This is a genomic window from Bacillus paramycoides (assembly GCF_001884235.1).
In the GTDB taxonomy this organism is placed as follows: domain Bacteria; phylum Bacillota; class Bacilli; order Bacillales; family Bacillaceae_G; genus Bacillus_A; species Bacillus_A paramycoides.
Genome location: NZ_MAOI01000123.1, coordinates 287,054 through 304,710, shown reverse-complemented (window position 1 = coordinate 304,710; position 17,657 = coordinate 287,054). Strand labels below are relative to the sequence as shown.

Sequence of the window (17,657 nt, the reverse complement as noted above, 5' to 3'; positions counted from 1 at the left end):
GGCTTTTATTGTTCGCTAATTCTTGAAAAATATGTTCGATTAATTTAAATAGTCGAAGGATGAATGTGATGTATATTACCGTACTACATTAGAGTTAGTTGTTGTAATAAGGAAAAGTTTCCATACAAAGTGTTGACATCTATTTTAAATAAGAGTAACATTTTCTATGTAATTAAAATAAGTCTCTGTTAGGTGAGGCTCCTGTATAGAGAAATGCTACTGCCCAAAAATGTCGAGAGACGCCAATGGGTCAACAGGAATGATCGAATTAAGGTTTTTCTTAACGTAGCTGGTAATGTACCTATGCTATACAGTGCTAAAACTCGACGAGGGAGAGGTCCATAGATTTCTAATTATATTAGGAATCGTTTATTTGTGCATGTAATGACCTTTGCTCTCTTATGAGTGGGGTCTTTTTTGTTACCAAGCTATGAGTAATTTCATAGTATAGATTATAACTATAAAATAAACGAGGAGGTGAGGAACATGTCAAATTCTGACTCGGTTCCGTTACCCATATACTTCAAAGCAAAATTATATGATGTAGGCAGGAAACGACTTGTTCCTCCCTCTATATTTATCATAATGTAGCGTTTATTCGAGTAGTTAAGCGCTAGACACTTTCACGATAAAGTGGATAAATCGAGAAACAAAGCGTTTCTTCCTATGTTATAAAGGAGGAGACGATAATATGTTATATGCAAATAAAACTGTGGGTAACACGTCATATAAACCAAGTAAAAAATCAATGAAAGAACAAACAATGCTCCAAAAAAATAAAGATTTATTAATTGAAATTGCAACAAGAGATGTAAAATCTGTATTTGCGTATTTTAAAACAACAAGAGACGGATTATCTGTGAAAGAAGCACAGAAACGTATTCAAGTATACGGTCGAAATGAATTAATTTCAAAAAGAGCGCTTCTTGCAGAAGTGATGATAAAGCTAAGTGGAATGATTCCAGGTCTTTCAAAACAAAATGTGAATGATGAATTACAATGTGAAACAGTTACTGTTTCTCGAGTAGCAGGCTGTAACGTAACAGGGCTAAACAATGAATTGAAAATGATGAAGCTACCAGTACAAGAGCTTGTACCTGGAGATATGATCTTTCTTTCCGAAGGTGATACAGTACCGGCAGATGTACGTATTATTTATGCAAATGATTTATTAGTAAATGAATCTGTGCTGACAGGAAACGATGCGAGTATTGAGAAATTTGAAAGTTGCTATCATATTGAACGTAAACGATTTATTCCATTAAAACGGATGAAAGACTATAATCCACTGGAGCTTGAAAATGTTTGTTTCAAAGGTACGTATATTGTTGGTGGCAATGCAAAGGCTGTCGTTGTTTCAACAGGTAAAAATACGTATTCAGGAATACTTCATACTTGTTGTGGTAGAACGTCTTAAGGTGTTAATGATGCTAAATATACAAAAACAATGTATAATAGACAAAGTTGAACAAAAACGTAGAATGGTAATCTATTTATATAACCTTACGTGATAACGTGAGGTTATTATTTTTTGTTAGTAGGAGAGGAATTATGAAAAAAGTATTGTTAGTTGATGGTATGGCACTATTATTTCGTGCTTTTTACGCAACAAGTGTCTATGGACAATTTATGAAACGACAAGATGGTACCCCGACGAATGGGATTCATGGTTATATGAAGCATTTATTAACAGCAACACAAGCAATCAAACCAACGCACATTGTAACGTGCTGGGATATGGGAAGTACGACATTTAGAACGGAATCGTTCTCGAATTATAAAGCGAATCGTGCAGCACCGCCAGAGGAATTAATTCCGCAATTTGATTTAGTGCAAGAAATGACTGCGAAATTATCTATGCCTGTCATCGGTATGAAAGGTTACGAAGCGGATGATTGTATCGGTACGCTTGCAAAGCAATATTGCAATGAAGCGGAAGTTTATATTTTGACAGGTGATACAGATTTACTTCAACTTGTTGATACGAATGTTACAGTTATGCTTCTTCGTAAAGGAATTGGAAATTACGAGTATTACACACCAGAGAAAATCATGGAAGAGAAAGGTGTAGAACCTTGGCAAATTGTTCATGCGAAAGCTTTCATGGGAGATACAAGTGATAATTATCCGGGTGTAAAAGGTATTGGTGAAAAAACAGCGTATAAGCTTATTCAAGAACACGGAACAGTATCAGCTGTACTAGAAAATATAGCATCATTAACAAAAGCGCAGCGCACAAAAATTGAAAGTGATTTGGAGAACTTAAATATCTCTTTACAATTAGCGCAAATTCATTGTGAAGTTCCAATTACATGCTCGTTAGAAGAAGGGTTACACACAATGGATGAAGAAAAGCTACGATTCGTTTGCAACGAAATGAATTGGGGAAGACCTGAAATATTAATTAATATGCTTTAAAGAGTATAGAAAGGTAGATCAAATATATTTTTGATCTACCTTTCTTTTTTGTTCACAAAGTTGTCAGAAAATAAACTCGGTTTTCATATGAAGTTCAAATAGATTTCACAACAATCAATTATTATAAGAACACACAGATAATTCCTTATCTTTTATATAAACCATCCCCCAAGGAGGAAAATGAAAATGCGAAAAAAAGTGAGAAAATCCTTTAAACAATTATTAATAGAAAATAAACAATCCCTACTAACTAATAAAGAAAATATGAGAGAGATTGAAGAACGGATTGAGAAACGCCATGTAGCATATAGTGGCTCCAATAATTAAATAAAATAAAAAAAGATAGTCTATAAAGGCTATCTTTTTTTATTTTATATTCAAAAAAATCTATTTCCTTTATAGATTTAATAAATATGCAAGGTATATTTATGGTGTTTTTCTATCAATATTTCCCATTTTTCGAGGTTGAAATTGGTATATACCAATTATTGGGATTTTCTATTCAAAATATTACAAAAAATGTTACAATACACTCAAATTTATAATATAAAATCATTTTAATATGAAAAAATGGAATGAAAAGAAGGGAGAGGAATATGAATAAAGATGTCGCTTTGAAATGATTATTATCATCATTTCATTAGGAGTTGATGTAAAACGATGAAGAGGTATGAAGAACTGGATTCTATAAGGGGAATTTCTTCATTTTTAGTAATGATTGGACATCATCTAATGATTTTCTCAGCATATCAAAATTACAGTTATGAAGATAATAAACCATTTGTTGTATATCTATTAAGAGAAACGCCTGCTCGTCTTATTTTTAGTAGTGGTAACGAATCTGTTATTATCTTTTTTGTTTTGAGTGGATTTGTTTTGTATGAATCCATTCGAAAAAACTATAGTAGCTATGGATCATACCTTTTAAAACGTATATGCAGAATATATATTCCATATATTGTAGCAATAATTATAGCTATTATATGCCAGACTACAATAAGTGAATATGGTATTTCTTATTTAAGTGAATGGTTTAATCGCTCATGGACGATTGAAAGCTCTTTAAGCTTAATAGCACAACATGTTTTATTGATCGGGAAATATAATACAGATGCATATAACAGTGTGATTTGGTCACTTGTACATGAAATGCGAATATCAATAATTTTTCCGTTAGTTTTAATGATATGTTTACGAAAAACAATTTGGTATTCATTATTATGCTTGTTTAGTTTTAGTATATGTTCTGTCGTAATATTATTTTTATTTCACTCTGGTTTAACATTGACAAGCTATGCATTAACGTTGTATTACACAGTACTGTTTTTATTTGGAGCGCAAGTTGCGAAGTATAAAAAACATTTAATAATGTTTTTTAGTAATTGTACCAAAAACAAGAAAATTTTATGGTTTTTATTAGCGGTTTTTCTTTATATGTATGAAGGGATTATTGGAGAAATTAATGTGCTCAATAATTTCGTATTTCGAGACTACGCAGTAGCGATAAGTGCATGTCTATTTGTCATATTAAGCTTGTCAGTATCAACTTTGTCATCTTTGCTGCATAATAAATACTTGTTATATTTGGGGAAGATTTCTTACAGTCTTTATTTATACCATACTATATCTTTATTTTCCCTTATATACATGCTCCATGAAACAGTACCATTACCTATTGTTTTAATTATGTCGCTTATTATGTCGTTTATACTTGCAACGATTTCGTATGTATTTGTAGAAAAATTTGCATTTAGGGTCGGAAAGTATGTAACAAAGCGAGCGGATAGAGATAAGAAAGAGTTATCTGTAGAAAATGACTTGCAGGACGTTATTCAGACAAAGGCGGTGAAATAATTGAGGCAAGAAATGAGTATAAAAGATTTTCAACAGTTATTGAAAAGAAGATTCGTAACGATTATTTTGACGATGTGTTGTTTAACCGTTTCTCTAGTTCTTATTTCTATGTATGTGCTAAAGCCTTCGTATCAATATTCAGCGCAAATCCTTGTTGGGAATTTAGATGAGTTTAATAAGGAAAATACAGCGAATAAAACACAAGAAAATAAGCAACTCGTAACATCGTTTGTTGATATTTTAAAAAGTCCACTAATTATTTCGACAGTAAAAAACACTTTAAAATTAGAACAATCAAGTTATGAATTAGCACAAAAAATTTCGGTGGTGAATACGGACAACTCGCAAATTGTTACTGTAACAGTAAAAGATTCAGATCCTCAAGTCGTTAAAGAGATTGTAAAGACATTGGCAGAACAATCTCAAAAAAGCTTTCAACAGTATACGAATGTACAGGGCGTAAAAATATTAATTAGTCCAGATTTACAGGAAAAAGCGGAGAAATTGTTTCCGAAATTACAACTTATTATTCCTATCTCTTTAATTGTTAGTTTTTTTGTTGGCATTGGTTTAGCTGTACTTCGGGATTATTTTGATGAGCGTATATATGTGGAACAAGATTTAGAGAAAATAACAACAGTCTCTGTTATTGGTCACATAAATATGGAGCCAAAAAGAAAGAGAAAATCTACAGAAGTTGAAACGCAATCATCTATATATGGAGGTGAACATGTCGATGTTTAAGAGAAAGAAACAGCTGAAGTTCGATCCGCATGATGCTGTAATGAAAGAGCAATTTTATACTGTATATCATGAGTTGAAAAAATCGGGAAAACAAGTATTCACAGTTAGTTCGACTAAGGATAGAGGCGCTGTTGCTTTACTAATAGTAAATATGGGATTAGTTTTTGCGGAAATGAAGAAAAAAGTGTTACTTGTCGATGTGAATTTTTCTGATCCTAAGCTGCATCTATTGTTACAAAGTAATCATATGACAACAGTAAACGATATAATAAGCTCTTCTACCTTAAATTATGAATCTTTTTCTAGTGATCTTTCTGAATACTTATATTGTATTCCTGCAAAAAAGACTGTACATATTGGAACGCCCTTAGTTGCTATGGATGAATTTGATAATGTAATAGATAAGTGGAAAGAAGAGTTTGATTACATTTTCTTTTATTCATCTGAAGTGTTTGAGCTTCCTGTTACGCATTTTATTGCGGAGAAATGTGATGGAGTAATTTTGGCAGTCAAAAAACGAAAAGATTCATTGAGTGCAGTACAAAAAGTAATCGCGGACATAAAGCGGAAAGAATGTGAATTGCTAGGTATAGTTTTATATTCTTGAATTTGGGGGTAACGATCCATGATTCGTGAAACAAATCAAGCTAAGTTGTATACTATTCCGGCTCAAGAAAAGAATAGCATTTTGAATCGAAGTGTAAAACGCTTGTTTGATGTAATATTTTCACTCATATTGTTACTAATAATGTTACCACTTATGTTGTTCTTTTGTATTTTGATTGCTTTAGAAACACCTGGGGCTCCAATCTATTTTCAAGAGCGCTTAGGAATAAACGGAAAGAAGTTTAATTTATTTAAATTAAGGTCGATGGTAAAGGATGCTGAAAAGAACGGACCGCAATGGGCAAACGAAAATGATCCAAGAATTACAAAGGTTGGATTGTTTATAAGAAAAACGAGAATTGATGAATTACCACAACTTATAAATATTTTAAAAGGTGATATGTCTTTTGTTGGCCCTAGACCAGAGAGAGAGTATTTTTATAAAAAATTTGAAGCTAATATTCCAGAATTCAAGAACCGTTTATTAGTGAAACCAGGGCTAACAGGATGGGCACAAATAAATGGAGGATATAATCTTGATCCGAGAGAAAAGTTGAAGTTTGATATGGAATATGTGGAATTGAAAACGATTAGGATGGATATTCGTATTTTATGTAAGACAGTTTTTATTGTATTGAATGGGAATGGTGCAAGATAAAAAAACATAGTAAATATAATTGTATACAAATATAGGTAGGTTACATGCAAAGGAGAACTGGTATGGGTAGATCCATTCTAAATAATATTGTACATCTATTTTATAGTACGATTTTAGCTAATCTTCTTCAAGCCATTAGCTTAATTGCTTTAGCCAACTTTTTTAATGCACAAAATTATGGGATGTTTAGTGTTGCGATAGCATTAACGTTTGTTATGTTATTTTTTACAGATTTAGGACTTAGTAATACATTTCTTCGAGAAGGAGCAAAGGAAGGAGTAGATTTAGGGAAGATTGTATCTTCATACATAAAAATAAGGATGCTTCTTCTTATTTTTATTTCTGTAATTGGTTATATAACTATTCATTATGTGTACGATGATAAGGATTTAATTTATATGATGTTAAACGTAATGTTTCTGATGTTAATAGGCCTCACATGGCAAAATATAGGGATTGCCTATTTTCAGCTTATGGAACGTATGAAATATATAGCACTAATTAAAGTTGTATCAGCATCAGTTGTTATTATAATTACATGCTTTTGCATTTTCGGAGAATTACCAGTGTATATAACGGCTCGCTTATATGGTTTTGGTTATATGATCGGTGGTTTATTTAGTTTTTACGTAATGAGAAGAAAAACGAATATGAATATGAAAGTAATAGTTCACAAAGGATTATTTTGGCAATTAACACCTTTTATTGTAAGTGGGTTTTTAATAATGAGTACGCCACAATTAGCACCTATTTTACTCAACTATACATTGTCATTAGGTATGGTAGGTGTTTTCGCGGTTGCTTATCGGATGCCAGCAGCTTTATACCAAGTGCCGGGGGTAATTGCAGGAGCGTTTTTCCCGGTGCTCTTTAAACATTATAACCAAAATAATTTAGAAGAGCATACGAAATTAAATATGCTTCAAATGAAATCAATGGCAGTTGTGGGCATATGTATGACGATAGGCTTATATAATTTAGCGCCATATTTTATTTCTATATTTTTTCATGAGGAATGGAGTAATGCAGTAAAGCCACTTCAAATATTATCTTTCCTTATTGTGTTACAAAGTATAAATATTGCTATCGCTGATGGTTTAACAACGAGTGGGGGTCAAAAAAAAAGAACTGCCGTGCAGTGTGTTGCTCTAGTAATTGGTGGGATTATGCTATATAGCTTCAGTAGTATTTGGGGAGTTATAGGAGCAGCTTATGCTATGGTTTTATTTGAGATAGTGGCCTTAGTTGGGTATATAACAGTAAGTGTAGTGAAGAAAAAAATTGCATTTCAAATAGTAATCCCTTATACAATTTACTTTGGCATAACTTTTATAGGAGTGCAATATATGTTGCATACGTACAATTTGATTGCACTTGTACTTCATACGTTTATCGTAGTAGTTGGTATATTCCTATATGATTATGAGTTAAAAAAACTTATTCTTTCATTTATAAGAAAAACACGAGAAAAGGATTATATTACGAAGCAGGGGATATAGCCTATGGAAAATAATATGCAAATTTCGATGAAATGGATTTTTCTTCTAATCTTGTTTGTAATGCTAAGTAAATACAACATATATATCGGATTTTCTTTAAAGATATACATGATTTTTCTAGTCATTTATTTTTGTTTAACAATTAAAGATTTTTATATTCGAAAGCTATATTTTCATGAAGTTGTATTTTTGCTGTTTTATTTCATCTATTGTTTAAGTGGCATTCTTTCTATATATTTAAGCGCTAGTATTCGTATGATTTTTGGCGTATTACTTGTTTTAGGGTGTTATTTTATTATGAGGAATTTATTGGGTAACACCGAAATAGTAGTACTCGAGTCAGCCATTGTCTATGTAGGATTAATATTTAATATTGTGAGTCTCATACTCTATATAGTCGGATTACAACATTTTGGATTACATGGCGGAGAAGAGAGAGAGGTTTATGCTGGATTATTAGTAGATAGAGGGTATCCAAGATTAATCGGATTATTAGATGATCCCAATATTTTTATTTTTTATAATACAATATTTTTTATGTATTATATGACTAATTTAAATAATATAACCAATCTAATAGGATTGATTCTATGTGTTACAACGAGTTTATTAACCTTTTCAAGAGGTGGTATTTTAGCGATTGTACTCGTCATTTTTGTATATGTATGCATGTCCAGTTTTGCTAAAAAAGTAAAACTAATAATGGGTTTAGTATTGTTTAGTGTTATTGTTTTTAGTTTATCGAATGTATTAATGGGTGGAGAACTAGATGATATATTGAATAATCGGATTTCTGATTTTTCGCACGATAATGGGAGTGGCAGATTTACACTATGGGAAGCTGCTTTCAAATATTTTTTATCTAATCCATATATCGGTATCGGTGCGTTTAATTTTTCGAATTATTATGAGTATCAGTTCAATGAAAAACTATATGTGCACAATACATTTTTAGAAATTTTATCTGAATCGGGTACAATTGGTTTCCTTTTATACAGTGCTTTTTTATGTATTCTAATGGTGAAGTTGACTAAGTATAACTTGTTCCGTGAAAAGCCATATCTTTTATTGACTATGATTGCATTTTTATTTCAGATGATGTCATTGTCACTTATTATTAACGAAGCTTTCTTTCTATTTTTAGCAGTTGTTATGAAATACATTTCAATATATGAAGGAAGGGGAACGATAGATGGTAAAGTGTCTATCAGTACATAACGAGACGCCTCGAGTTTCTATAATAACACCTTCTTATAATAGTCTACGTTTTATAGGTGAGACAATCACATCTGTGCAGAGTCAATCTTATGAAAATTGGGAAATGCTTATCGTTGATGATGCTTCAACGGACCACTCAGCTGTAAAGATTAAAGAGATGATAGAAAGGGATTCACGAATTCGGTTATTATCATTAAATGAAAATATGGGTGCTGCTAAAGCTCGAAATATGGCGATTAAAGAAGCGAGAGGAAGATATATTGCCTTTTTAGATAGTGACGATATTTGGCTACCGAATAAATTGCAGACGCAATTGTTATTTATGGAAGAAACAAATGTTGCGTTTTCGTATACCTCTTATAGTTTAATAGATGAAAATGGTAATGATCTGAATAGAGAGGTGAACGTACCGAAATCTGTTGATTATCATTATTTAATGGGAAATACAATTATTGGGTGTCTAACGGTGATGATTGATCGTGAGAAAGTCCCTTATATTGAAATGCCTAGCGTACAACCTGAAGATACAGCGTTATGGCTAGAATTGTTATATAAAGGATATGAAGCGAATGGGATACAGCAAATGTTAGCAAAATATCGAATTGTTACAAATTCCGTTTCAAGAAATAAAATAAGAGCGGCTTTCCGTTATTGGAAGTTATTAAGAGCGCAAAAACCTCTTAATTTAGTGCAAACTTTCTTTTATTTTAGTAAGTATGCTTATCATGCTTATAGAAAAAATAAAATTAATGTAATGGAGAAGACAAGATTATGAATATATTGTTGATGACAGATAAGTTGATAACTGGGGGAGCCGAGAGTTACTTTTGTAAATTAGAAAATAATTTACAATGCGAGAGTTTTACAATTTATACAGCTGCAGGCGATGGGGAATTATATCAATCTCTTGCTAGAAAAGAAAATTTTATTTTACTTAGTCGATCGAATCATTTAAGAAATATATATTACTTACGAAAAGAAATTTATAAACGAAAGATAGATATCATTCATGCGAATAGTTTGCGAATGGTATTGTATGCTTTCATACTTCAAAAGTTTATTAAAAGAAAGATAAAAGTCGTGTATACGAAACATAATGTAACCATATTAGAAAAGAAAATACCAAGGGTCTTTCGTTACTTCATGAATGAATATGTGAATAATATTATTACAGTAAGTGAGTTTGAAAAGAATAATTTAATTTCAATTCGTGTAGCTGAAGAAAAGATAAGAACAATTTATAATGGTGTGGATATTGAAAAATTTTTATTCCAACAGAAAAAGAAAGAATCTGTTTATAAGATAGGTATATTAGCAAGATTATCAAAGGAAAAAAACCATCAACTATTTGTTAAAATTGCAAATGTGTTGAGAACGAGAAAAGATTTTTTGTTTTACATTGCTGGTGATGGACCAGAGAAAGAATCTATTATGGGAGAAATAGAAAAATATGGTTTGCAACAAAGTGTAAAGATGCTAGGGAATATTTCAGAGCCACATGAGTTTATCGGAAATATGGATGCGTTACTTTTATTATCTTTTCGTGAAGTGTTTCCAATGGTAGTAATTGAAGCGATGGCTACCGGAACACCAATTGTTTCGATAGATGTCGGAGGAATAAATGAAGCGGTAATAGATGGAGAATCGGGTGTATTGATACCTGAATATTGTGACTATTTATTTGCAGATGCACTTAAGGAATTACAGGGAAATGAAGAAAAGGTGAATGATATTAGAGTGAACGCACGAGAAAAAGCAGAAGTATATTTCTCGTTAACTAAAATGGTAGAAGAAACGAAAGGTATATATGAATTAAACAAATGACCGTAGAGGTCGTTTGTTTTTTTTATTACAGAAACTTTTAAGAAGAAAACAGCATATGATATGAAAAGAGCAATATGAGGAGTGAATTTGTTTTGTCAGAATATATTTCATCACAAGAAGGTTGTGCACCAGCAAGTAGTGTTCATATTGATTGTTTTGGAGCCGTTCCGAATTCAGGGAATGATAGTTCGTTAGCGATTCAACAAGCTATTGATTATTGTGTATCGAACCGAATTTCGACGGTAAGAATTACAGGGGTAAATACGTATAAAATATTGAAGCCGATTGTTATTAAATCCAACGTAAGATTAGAGTTAGATTCCACCGTAACGCTGCAAATTGATGGAGATTTTAATGCGTTTGAGTTACAAAGTAATGCTTCTATAACTGGCGGTACTATTCAAGTTATTAATCAAGTATTTCAGTCATCTGTTATTTATGTTTCCGGTTCACAACAAATAGAAGTGCCTAATCAATCTGTCATATCAAATATAAATATAATAAATACAACACCATCATATAAAGGAAAAGCTATACATTTTTATTGTCAAAAAGCGTGGGATTATATTAGCTTCTTTCAAGTTAACTATATTCAAATTAAAAATTTTCAAGCTGCAATATATTTAAAAGCGGAATATATAGATAATATAAATACACCTTGCTGGATTAACGCAAATGTATTTCAATCTATATTTATTGATGGATGTCAGTATGGAATAGAAGTAGATGGGAATAGTGATTTACCAAATGAAAGTTCAGGAAATACGTTTCATGATATTCAAGTGCAATGTAGACAACAAACGAAAAAAGCAATTCGTTGCTCAGGTGCGTATAATACATTTAACTGTATGATTTGGGATACGTACAGGATGAGTAGTGAACAAATAGTAATTGAATTTTCTTCTAATTCCCATCGTAACTACCTTTTTTCAAATTTACTTTCAACAACTATTGTAGATAACGGACAATACAATGTTTGTAAGTCTACTTATGAAGAATCACTTCGGATTCAGTTACCTTTGACGCTAAATAAACCACATTTAATAGGGAATCAAGATGATATTTTAGTAAATGCTCAGCTGAAGTATAGTGTTAAACAAGTAAGTGGGAAATTACCTTACGGAGGAAATATCACTAATTGTTTTAATTTAATAGATGAACAAAGTGTGAATTATATCGATGTTCCAGATAGTAATCCAGTTGTTATTGAACTGGACTTTACGAAAAATCCGATTAAAATGTTGAATTGTATTGGGATGTACTTTGGATGGGGAGAGAGCCCTAAAAAAATTAAAATTGAATATGCATTAAGTGCAACTGGAAGTTGGGTTATCGCAGCAGATGTTCCATTAAATGTTGGAGATACAATTATATCGAATATGAAGGCTAATCAGTTATATAAAGTAAGAATTACATTGAGTGGTTACGCTCAAGATCATAAGCGTTTTCGAATTAATCGTATTTTTGCAAGGTCTTCTATGGAAAATGGGAATGCTTGGTTGGCGACAACTGGTGGAAGAATGTTTGGAGATATTGAACTAGAAGCGAGTAAAGGTGTGATTATGAACACTTCTGGTGGAGTGAAATGGAAAGTTACTATAAATGAAGCTGGTCAGCTTATTACGAGTAAAATAACTTGAGATATTCTATTCTTTGCAAAACTTTGTACAAGTATTAGGTGATGTGATGAATTCGATTTAAAAGAGGGAGTGTAGTCCATGGAATGAAAAAAAGCTTGTAGTTTGATATTATCAAACTACAAGCTTTTTATTTTTTTGGATTAATGCTACCAAATATAGGTCCAAAAGTAATTTTGTATATGTCGAGGAGTGATGTGTATAAAGCGTTTCCCATTAATGAAGACAGTACCGTTAACAAATTGTAAACTTGCTGGAATCATATCTAAAATGGAAGTACTTATTGTAGGAATAGGGGAATGATCGAATTGGAAATTAGAGTGGAGCGTCTTAGGAGAGAAAAAATAGAGGATATTGTAGCATTATCTTCTTATATTGGCTGGGATTATAATAGAGAAGAGATTGAAACAATTTTGAATACAGGTATAGTATATGGTATGGTAAATGAGAAGGAAGAGCTTATTGCAAGCGCGGCAATTATATTATACGGAGAGACGTTAGCGTCTATCGGAATGGTAATTGTACATCCAGATTATAAAGGAAGAGGGATTGGAAAGGCGATAACGGATTTATGCGTTAAAAGCGTATCAACTCAAACTCCAATAGTGCTTATTGCTACGGATGAGGGGAAGCCTTTATATGAAAAACTAGGATTCAGGACTGTGAGCTATGTTTCTAAATACATATGTAGCTCGTACAATAAGAATTATAAATGTGTAGGAAATGAAGAGTATATCGTGAATTATGAAGAATGTGATTTAGAAGAAATAATACAAATAGATGAAGATGCATTTGGAACAAATAGAGAAGATTTTTTAAAGTGTCGAATTATACAAAGTGAACAATGTATTGTTATAAAGGATATACAACAAAATGTATTAGGATATGGTATGAGTATACAAACGCCAGAAAATAAAATAATAGGACCAGTCGTTGCTAACAATGATGCGATGGCAATGAGAATTGTTCATTATTTAGCAAGAGAGCATAATGGTAAATTAAGAATTGATGTACCAGAAGGAAAGGGGAATTTTATGAAAGAATTAGAGATTACTGGTTTTCAAAAGGTTAATAAACCACCAATTATGATGAAAAATAGTGATCAATTATTAAAAAGGAATAATGAGCTATATAGTATTGCAGCGCAAATTTTTGGATAAAAAAGAATCCTTTTCACGAAAGGATTCTTTTTTATAGTTAATTTAATCACGATATTGGTCATGAGTAGGTTGAAAGAGGTTTTCCTCAATATCTCTAACAACGGAAAAATGATCAACGTTATAATGACCGTGTAATGTTTTATTATGGTGCTCGATAATTTGCTGTGCAGACAATACGTTAGAATCAGTTGTTGAATGACCATTTTTAATTAATGTAACATCAAATCCTTTTACAGTTGCTGCCCTAACAGCAGTGTCGATGCAATGTTCTGTTTTACATCCACCAATAACAAGATGGTTAATCTTCTCTTCTTTTAAAAGGTCATGTAAAGAAGTACCGTAGAATGCATTTGTTGCTTGTTTATTAATAAGTATTGCAGATTGAGGCATTTTAATTTGATTATGTACTTCAAATCCTTCTCCTGTACCAGAAGCAACATCAGTATCTCTTACGAACACAATAAGGGCATTTGAATCTATTGCTTGCTGTACAGCGGTATTTAGTGTAGCTAATAGCTCAGTTTTACGGAAAACTTCATTTTCTTGTTCGTTCCCATCAATTAATTCTTGTTGAGCATCAATAATTAATAGTGCTTGTTTCATTATGTCTCTCCTTTAATACAAAATAATTATCACTTTATATATTCCGTAATATTGTAGAAGAATCCTCTTTTGCTATAGGAGTAGGCGAGCTGTTTACAAAGTTGTCAAAGAAATTTCATTCTCATAGAGTGTAAAAACATGTATGATAGGAGGTGGAGAATTTTTGAGTAGGTGGGAATATTATGCAAACAGTAGAAGATTATCTTTCATTCTTACATACGAAAGGATTTAAGTTATCAGAGGAAGCGCAAGGGTTTATTATGTTTGGACAAGGATATACTGGCGCATCTGATGGAATTGTGAATGCGGCAATAGAAGCGACGATCAAACATCAACTACAGTTTGATGGCAGTTATTTTGTTGCGTTATTAGAACGATTGAAAGAAGAAGAAATTACAGATAAAAAAAGCGCTAAGGCTTTTATGCGGAAGTTACAAGCGTAACTTCACGCAGCCTGCGCTTCTTTTTTTGCTTTTGAAGGCAGTTCAACAAAAACCATACCTAGGAAAATGCATAGACACCCGATAATGGCAGAAATAGAAAGTTGTTCGTTTGCAACTAGAACGCCTGTTAGTGCTGCAAAAACAGGCTCCATTGCGAAAATAATTGCTACTCGCGTTGGAGAAGTGTGTTTTTGTGCAGATGTTTGAATGAAAAAAGCAATTGATGTCGCAAACAGGGAAGTGAGAAATAGAGCGAATAAAAAGGAATGATTCGTCCATAGTGATACTGAAAATAATTTTTCCCAATCTTCAAACAAAAAAGCGCAAATAGAAGAAAACATACCTACAGCTAATACTTGAGAGGTGCTTAGTAATAAAGGTGATATTTTCTTAGAAAAGAAACCGTTAACAAGAATATGGGCAGCGAAAGCGACAGCACAACCGAGAACGAGTATATCTCCAATGTTTAATTGAAAAGAATCACCAGCCGTTAATAAGTATAAACCTGCTGTTGCCACAGTAATACCAAGTACGATGAAAATTGTAGCCCGCTGTTTTAAAAAGATAAAAGACAGGATTGGAACCATAACGATACTAAGTCCTGTTAAGAAACCAGCTTTTGAAGAGGTTGTATAGAGTAAACCGAATGTTTGTAATAAATAGCCAACACATAAAAAGAATCCAACAATCAATCCGGCGAGACTACTCTGTTTTATATCTTGTTTTGAAGTTTTTTGTGAGAAAATAATTTGAACGAATAATAAAATAATTCCAGCGAATAAAAAGCGAACTCCATTAAAAGTAAATGGCCCAACAAAAGACATAGCATTTTGAACGACAACAAACGTAGCTCCCCAAATGAAAGAGACAAATAATAAAGCGAGAGGAGCAATCCACTCTTTTTTCACAATCATACCCCCGTTAATTTTGTAAAATAGCTTTTCTAGCTAATTCATCAGCAACTTTATTTTGACTACTTGGAATCCACTTAATAAAAAAGAGATCGAAATTTTTTATGTATTGCAGTGCTTCTTCTAGAAGTGGTGCAAACATTTTATTTTTTGCGTATTCTTTTTCAACAGCTCGCTCAACAAGCTGGGAATCTGTGCGAAAAGATACAATGCTATAATTATGCTCTGCACAATATTTTAATGCTGCAAGTAAAGCGTGGTATTCAGCTTCATGGTTGGACATTGTCCCAAGTGGTAATGATAATTGTACAGGTGGCTGTATGCCTTTAATAAAAACTCCCGCTCCAGAAGGTCCAGGATTGCCTTTTGATGCACCATCGATATATACTTCAATCAAAATGAGAAACCTCCATTTATAAGGTTATCCCCTACGTGAAAACTTTATAGAAGTAGGGGATAGAGTACTTATCCAATTGTAATGCTATAACGACATGTAAATGTTTCATTCGCTTGTAACGATTGAATTCCTTTTTTTTCTTTAAAATCTTTTGCTTGCTTTATTTCATCAGCAATTCCGTACCAAGGTTCAATACATAAGAAAGGTGCGTTATCTCCTGGTGTCCAAACGCCGACAAATGGGAAACCATCGAATGCTACTTTTACAAATTTATTATGTTTATGAGAACGAATTGAAATTTCATTCGTATTCATATTTTCAAAAATAAGTGCGTCATTTTTGAATAAATCATATGTAAGTGGCAATTCTTTTGTATTTTCAGCGATTAGTTGCTTTTCATTTGAAAGAAAAGGGCCTTCTAATATACTAGATTCTAAACGTTCAGATCCATTAAATGATAGATGATAATCTGCAAATGATTCGCCGTCTAATAAAGGACAGTTGAATCCAGGGTGTGCTCCGATTGAAAAGAACATCTCTTTTGAAGCGGGGTTGTTTACTTCATATGTAACATGTATATTTTGTTCGTCTACTTCATAAGAAACGAGTAATTCAAATTCATATGGATAGTTTTTTAATGTCTCTTCATTACTAGTAACGATATAAGTAATTTTTGTTTCACTTTGTTCTTGTACAGAGAACATTAGATCACGAGCAAAACCGTGTTGTGTTAATGAATAAGGTTTACCGTCTACGTAGTATGTATTTTCTACTAATCGACCGACGATTGGGAACAAAATTGGTGCACGACGTCCCCAATAAGTAGAATCACCTTGCCATAAATATTCTGTGTTGTCTTCTTTTAAGCGAACGCTTTGTAATTCTGCACCTTTGTCAGAAATGGAAACGATCACTTTTTCATTTTGAATTGTTACTGTCATGAAATGGAACCTCCTAAATCTTTCATACGTTATATTATACGTCTTCTATAAGAAAAAGGGTAGTTAATGATAGGAATCTATTGACGAAAGAGTGCATATTGCGTAAAATGTAATCTTGTTGCCTAAAAACGAATAACGTGGTTCGAAACCATCCCACGTAAAAAAACTAAGGAGATTTTGTCATGAATATAAGAACATTAGTCGGTAATGGTATTTTAGCGGCATTATATATTGCTGTTTCTATGCTTATTCAGCCATTTGGCTTTACGAATGTACAGTTTCGTATTTCAGAGATGTTTAACCATCTCGTTGTATTCAATAAGAAAGCAATTTACGGGATTGTATTAGGTGTATTTTTAACGAATCTCTTTTTCTCACCAATGATCGCTTACGATTTAGTATTTGGAGTAGGGCAATCAATTCTTGCATTACTTGCAACTATTATTTCTATGCGCTTCATTAAAGGTGTTTGGGCTCGTATGATTTTTAATACAGTGATCTTTACAGTCACAATGTTTATGATAGCAATCGAACTTCATCTTGCATTTGATCTGCCATTTTTATTAACATGGCTAACGTGTGCAGTTGGTGAATTTGTTGTAATGGCGATTGGTATGCCTGTAATGTACTGGATTAATAAGCGAGTACAATTTGAAAGATTTATGTAATAGGTGAAAGAGCCGTTCCTTATAGGATGGCTCTTTTTGTATGTGATTATATTGAATATAATACAGTGACTCTTGA

Annotated in this window: 19 protein-coding genes and 2 riboswitches; of the genes, 15 read left to right on the top strand and 4 right to left on the bottom strand. The window is 32.3% G+C overall.

Annotation, left to right across the window (positions count from 1 at the left end):
- Positions 1-177: 177 nt before the first annotated feature.
- Positions 178-343, top strand: a riboswitch (M-box (ykoK) riboswitch).
- Between the two features lie 348 nt (positions 344-691).
- The 13 genes from BAU28_RS26840 to BAU28_RS26780 all read left to right on the top strand — a co-directional run bounded on the left by BAU28_RS26840 (position 692) and on the right by BAU28_RS26780 (position 13,618).
- Positions 692-1,417, top strand: a complete 726-nt coding sequence (locus tag BAU28_RS26840; protein ID WP_071720990.1) for a P-type ATPase actuator domain-containing protein — start codon at positions 692-694, stop codon at positions 1,415-1,417.
- A 134-nt stretch (positions 1,418-1,551) separates the two neighbouring features.
- Positions 1,552-2,418, top strand: a complete 867-nt coding sequence (locus BAU28_RS26835) for a 5'-3' exonuclease (protein WP_002171218.1) — start codon at positions 1,552-1,554, stop codon at positions 2,416-2,418.
- 186 nt (positions 2,419-2,604) lie between these two features.
- The gene (locus BAU28_RS26830) at positions 2,605-2,745 is read left to right on the top strand and encodes an FbpB family small basic protein (RefSeq protein ID WP_071720988.1); all 141 of its coding nucleotides are present in this window, start codon (positions 2,605-2,607) and stop codon (positions 2,743-2,745) included.
- Positions 2,746-3,078: 333 nt separating this feature from the next.
- The gene (locus tag BAU28_RS26825; protein ID WP_071720987.1) at positions 3,079-4,272 is read left to right on the top strand and encodes an acyltransferase family protein; all 1,194 of its coding nucleotides are present in this window, start codon (positions 3,079-3,081) and stop codon (positions 4,270-4,272) included.
- Positions 4,273-5,016, top strand: a complete 744-nt coding sequence (locus BAU28_RS26820) for a YveK family protein (RefSeq protein WP_071720985.1) — start codon at positions 4,273-4,275, stop codon at positions 5,014-5,016.
- Positions 5,003-5,623 (top strand): CpsD/CapB family tyrosine-protein kinase, encoded by a 621-nt coding sequence (locus BAU28_RS26815; protein ID WP_071720983.1) that lies wholly within the window; start codon positions 5,003-5,005, stop codon positions 5,621-5,623. Before BAU28_RS26820 ends, BAU28_RS26815 begins: the two co-directional genes overlap by 14 nt.
- Before the next feature lie 18 nt (positions 5,624-5,641).
- On the top strand, positions 5,642-6,280 hold the full coding sequence (locus tag BAU28_RS26810; RefSeq protein ID WP_071720981.1) for a sugar transferase: 639 nt from the start codon (positions 5,642-5,644) through the stop codon (positions 6,278-6,280).
- A 62-nt stretch (positions 6,281-6,342) separates the two neighbouring features.
- Positions 6,343-7,779, top strand: coding sequence for an oligosaccharide flippase family protein (locus BAU28_RS26805; RefSeq protein ID WP_071720978.1), 1,437 nt, complete (start codon positions 6,343-6,345; stop codon positions 7,777-7,779).
- A gap of 3 nt (positions 7,780-7,782) precedes the next feature.
- Positions 7,783-8,997 carry an O-antigen ligase family protein gene (locus BAU28_RS26800; RefSeq protein WP_071720976.1) on the top strand — a complete coding sequence of 405 codons (1,215 nt, stop codon included), beginning with the start codon at positions 7,783-7,785 and terminating at the stop codon, positions 8,995-8,997.
- The gene (locus BAU28_RS26795; RefSeq protein WP_071720974.1) at positions 8,972-9,772 is read left to right on the top strand and encodes a glycosyltransferase family 2 protein; all 801 of its coding nucleotides are present in this window, start codon (positions 8,972-8,974) and stop codon (positions 9,770-9,772) included. Before BAU28_RS26800 ends, BAU28_RS26795 begins: the two co-directional genes overlap by 26 nt.
- Positions 9,769-10,821 carry a glycosyltransferase family 4 protein gene (locus BAU28_RS26790; RefSeq protein ID WP_071720972.1) on the top strand — a complete coding sequence of 351 codons (1,053 nt, stop codon included), beginning with the start codon at positions 9,769-9,771 and terminating at the stop codon, positions 10,819-10,821. The genes BAU28_RS26795 and BAU28_RS26790 overlap by 4 nt, the downstream gene beginning before the upstream one ends.
- A 92-nt stretch (positions 10,822-10,913) precedes the next feature.
- Positions 10,914-12,461: a glycoside hydrolase family protein gene (locus tag BAU28_RS26785; protein ID WP_071720970.1), complete on the top strand. Its 1,548-nt coding sequence runs from the start codon at positions 10,914-10,916 to the stop codon at positions 12,459-12,461.
- Positions 12,462-12,757: 296 nt separating this feature from the next.
- The gene (locus BAU28_RS26780; protein WP_071720968.1) at positions 12,758-13,618 is read left to right on the top strand and encodes a GNAT family N-acetyltransferase; all 861 of its coding nucleotides are present in this window, start codon (positions 12,758-12,760) and stop codon (positions 13,616-13,618) included.
- A 42-nt stretch (positions 13,619-13,660) separates the two neighbouring features.
- Here BAU28_RS26780 and BAU28_RS26775 read toward each other — a convergent pair whose 3' ends face one another.
- The gene (locus BAU28_RS26775) at positions 13,661-14,221 is read right to left on the bottom strand and encodes a cysteine hydrolase family protein (protein ID WP_071720966.1); all 561 of its coding nucleotides are present in this window, start codon (positions 14,219-14,221) and stop codon (positions 13,661-13,663) included.
- A gap of 182 nt (positions 14,222-14,403) precedes the next feature.
- On the opposite strand from BAU28_RS26775, the gene BAU28_RS26770 reads away from it, so the two are divergent.
- Positions 14,404-14,664 carry a DUF6123 family protein gene (locus BAU28_RS26770; protein WP_001195212.1) on the top strand — a complete coding sequence of 87 codons (261 nt, stop codon included), beginning with the start codon at positions 14,404-14,406 and terminating at the stop codon, positions 14,662-14,664.
- Positions 14,665-14,666: 2 nt separating this feature from the next.
- Here BAU28_RS26770 and BAU28_RS26765 read toward each other — a convergent pair whose 3' ends face one another.
- The 3 genes from BAU28_RS26765 to BAU28_RS26755 form a co-directional block, all read right to left on the bottom strand.
- Positions 14,667-15,572: a DMT family transporter gene (locus BAU28_RS26765; protein WP_071720964.1), complete on the bottom strand. Its 906-nt coding sequence runs from the start codon at positions 15,570-15,572 to the stop codon at positions 14,667-14,669.
- A gap of 13 nt (positions 15,573-15,585) precedes the next feature.
- The gene (locus BAU28_RS26760; RefSeq protein WP_048373284.1) at positions 15,586-15,972 is read right to left on the bottom strand and encodes a reverse transcriptase-like protein; all 387 of its coding nucleotides are present in this window, start codon (positions 15,970-15,972) and stop codon (positions 15,586-15,588) included.
- Between the two features lie 68 nt (positions 15,973-16,040).
- Positions 16,041-16,913, bottom strand: a complete 873-nt coding sequence (locus BAU28_RS26755; protein WP_071720963.1) for an aldose 1-epimerase family protein — start codon at positions 16,911-16,913, stop codon at positions 16,041-16,043.
- 131 nt (positions 16,914-17,044) lie between these two features.
- Positions 17,045-17,089, top strand: a riboswitch (PreQ1 riboswitch).
- A 6-nt stretch (positions 17,090-17,095) separates the two neighbouring features.
- Between BAU28_RS26755 and BAU28_RS26750 the strand changes: the two genes are divergently transcribed.
- Positions 17,096-17,581, top strand: a complete 486-nt coding sequence (locus tag BAU28_RS26750; protein ID WP_002171225.1) for a QueT transporter family protein — start codon at positions 17,096-17,098, stop codon at positions 17,579-17,581.
- Positions 17,582-17,657 lie beyond the last annotated feature (76 nt).

What these genes read in the sequence shown, in the direction of transcription:
- BAU28_RS26770 (WP_001195212.1), top strand. Translation starts at nt 14,404, where the DNA reads ATGCAAACAGTAGAAGATTATCTTTCATTCTTACATACGAAAGGATTT.
- BAU28_RS26800 (WP_071720976.1), top strand. Translation starts at nt 7,783, where the DNA reads ATGGAAAATAATATGCAAATTTCGATGAAATGGATTTTTCTTCTAATC.
- BAU28_RS26750 (WP_002171225.1), top strand. Translation starts at nt 17,096, where the DNA reads ATGAATATAAGAACATTAGTCGGTAATGGTATTTTAGCGGCATTATAT.
- BAU28_RS26815 (WP_071720983.1), top strand. Translation starts at nt 5,003, where the DNA reads ATGTCGATGTTTAAGAGAAAGAAACAGCTGAAGTTCGATCCGCATGAT.
- BAU28_RS26775 (WP_071720966.1), bottom strand. Translation starts at nt 14,221, where the DNA reads ATGAAACAAGCACTATTAATTATTGATGCTCAACAAGAATTAATTGAT.
- BAU28_RS26755 (WP_071720963.1), bottom strand. Translation starts at nt 16,913, where the DNA reads ATGACAGTAACAATTCAAAATGAAAAAGTGATCGTTTCCATTTCTGAC.
- BAU28_RS26840 (WP_071720990.1), top strand. Translation starts at nt 692, where the DNA reads ATGTTATATGCAAATAAAACTGTGGGTAACACGTCATATAAACCAAGT.
- BAU28_RS26810 (WP_071720981.1), top strand. Translation starts at nt 5,642, where the DNA reads ATGATTCGTGAAACAAATCAAGCTAAGTTGTATACTATTCCGGCTCAA.
- BAU28_RS26790 (WP_071720972.1), top strand. Translation starts at nt 9,769, where the DNA reads ATGAATATATTGTTGATGACAGATAAGTTGATAACTGGGGGAGCCGAG.
- BAU28_RS26835 (WP_002171218.1), top strand. Translation starts at nt 1,552, where the DNA reads ATGAAAAAAGTATTGTTAGTTGATGGTATGGCACTATTATTTCGTGCT.
- BAU28_RS26830 (WP_071720988.1), top strand. Translation starts at nt 2,605, where the DNA reads ATGCGAAAAAAAGTGAGAAAATCCTTTAAACAATTATTAATAGAAAAT.
- BAU28_RS26825 (WP_071720987.1), top strand. Translation starts at nt 3,079, where the DNA reads ATGAAGAGGTATGAAGAACTGGATTCTATAAGGGGAATTTCTTCATTT.
- BAU28_RS26780 (WP_071720968.1), top strand. Translation starts at nt 12,758, where the DNA reads ATGATCGAATTGGAAATTAGAGTGGAGCGTCTTAGGAGAGAAAAAATA.
- BAU28_RS26795 (WP_071720974.1), top strand. Translation starts at nt 8,972, where the DNA reads ATGGTAAAGTGTCTATCAGTACATAACGAGACGCCTCGAGTTTCTATA.
- BAU28_RS26805 (WP_071720978.1), top strand. Translation starts at nt 6,343, where the DNA reads ATGGGTAGATCCATTCTAAATAATATTGTACATCTATTTTATAGTACG.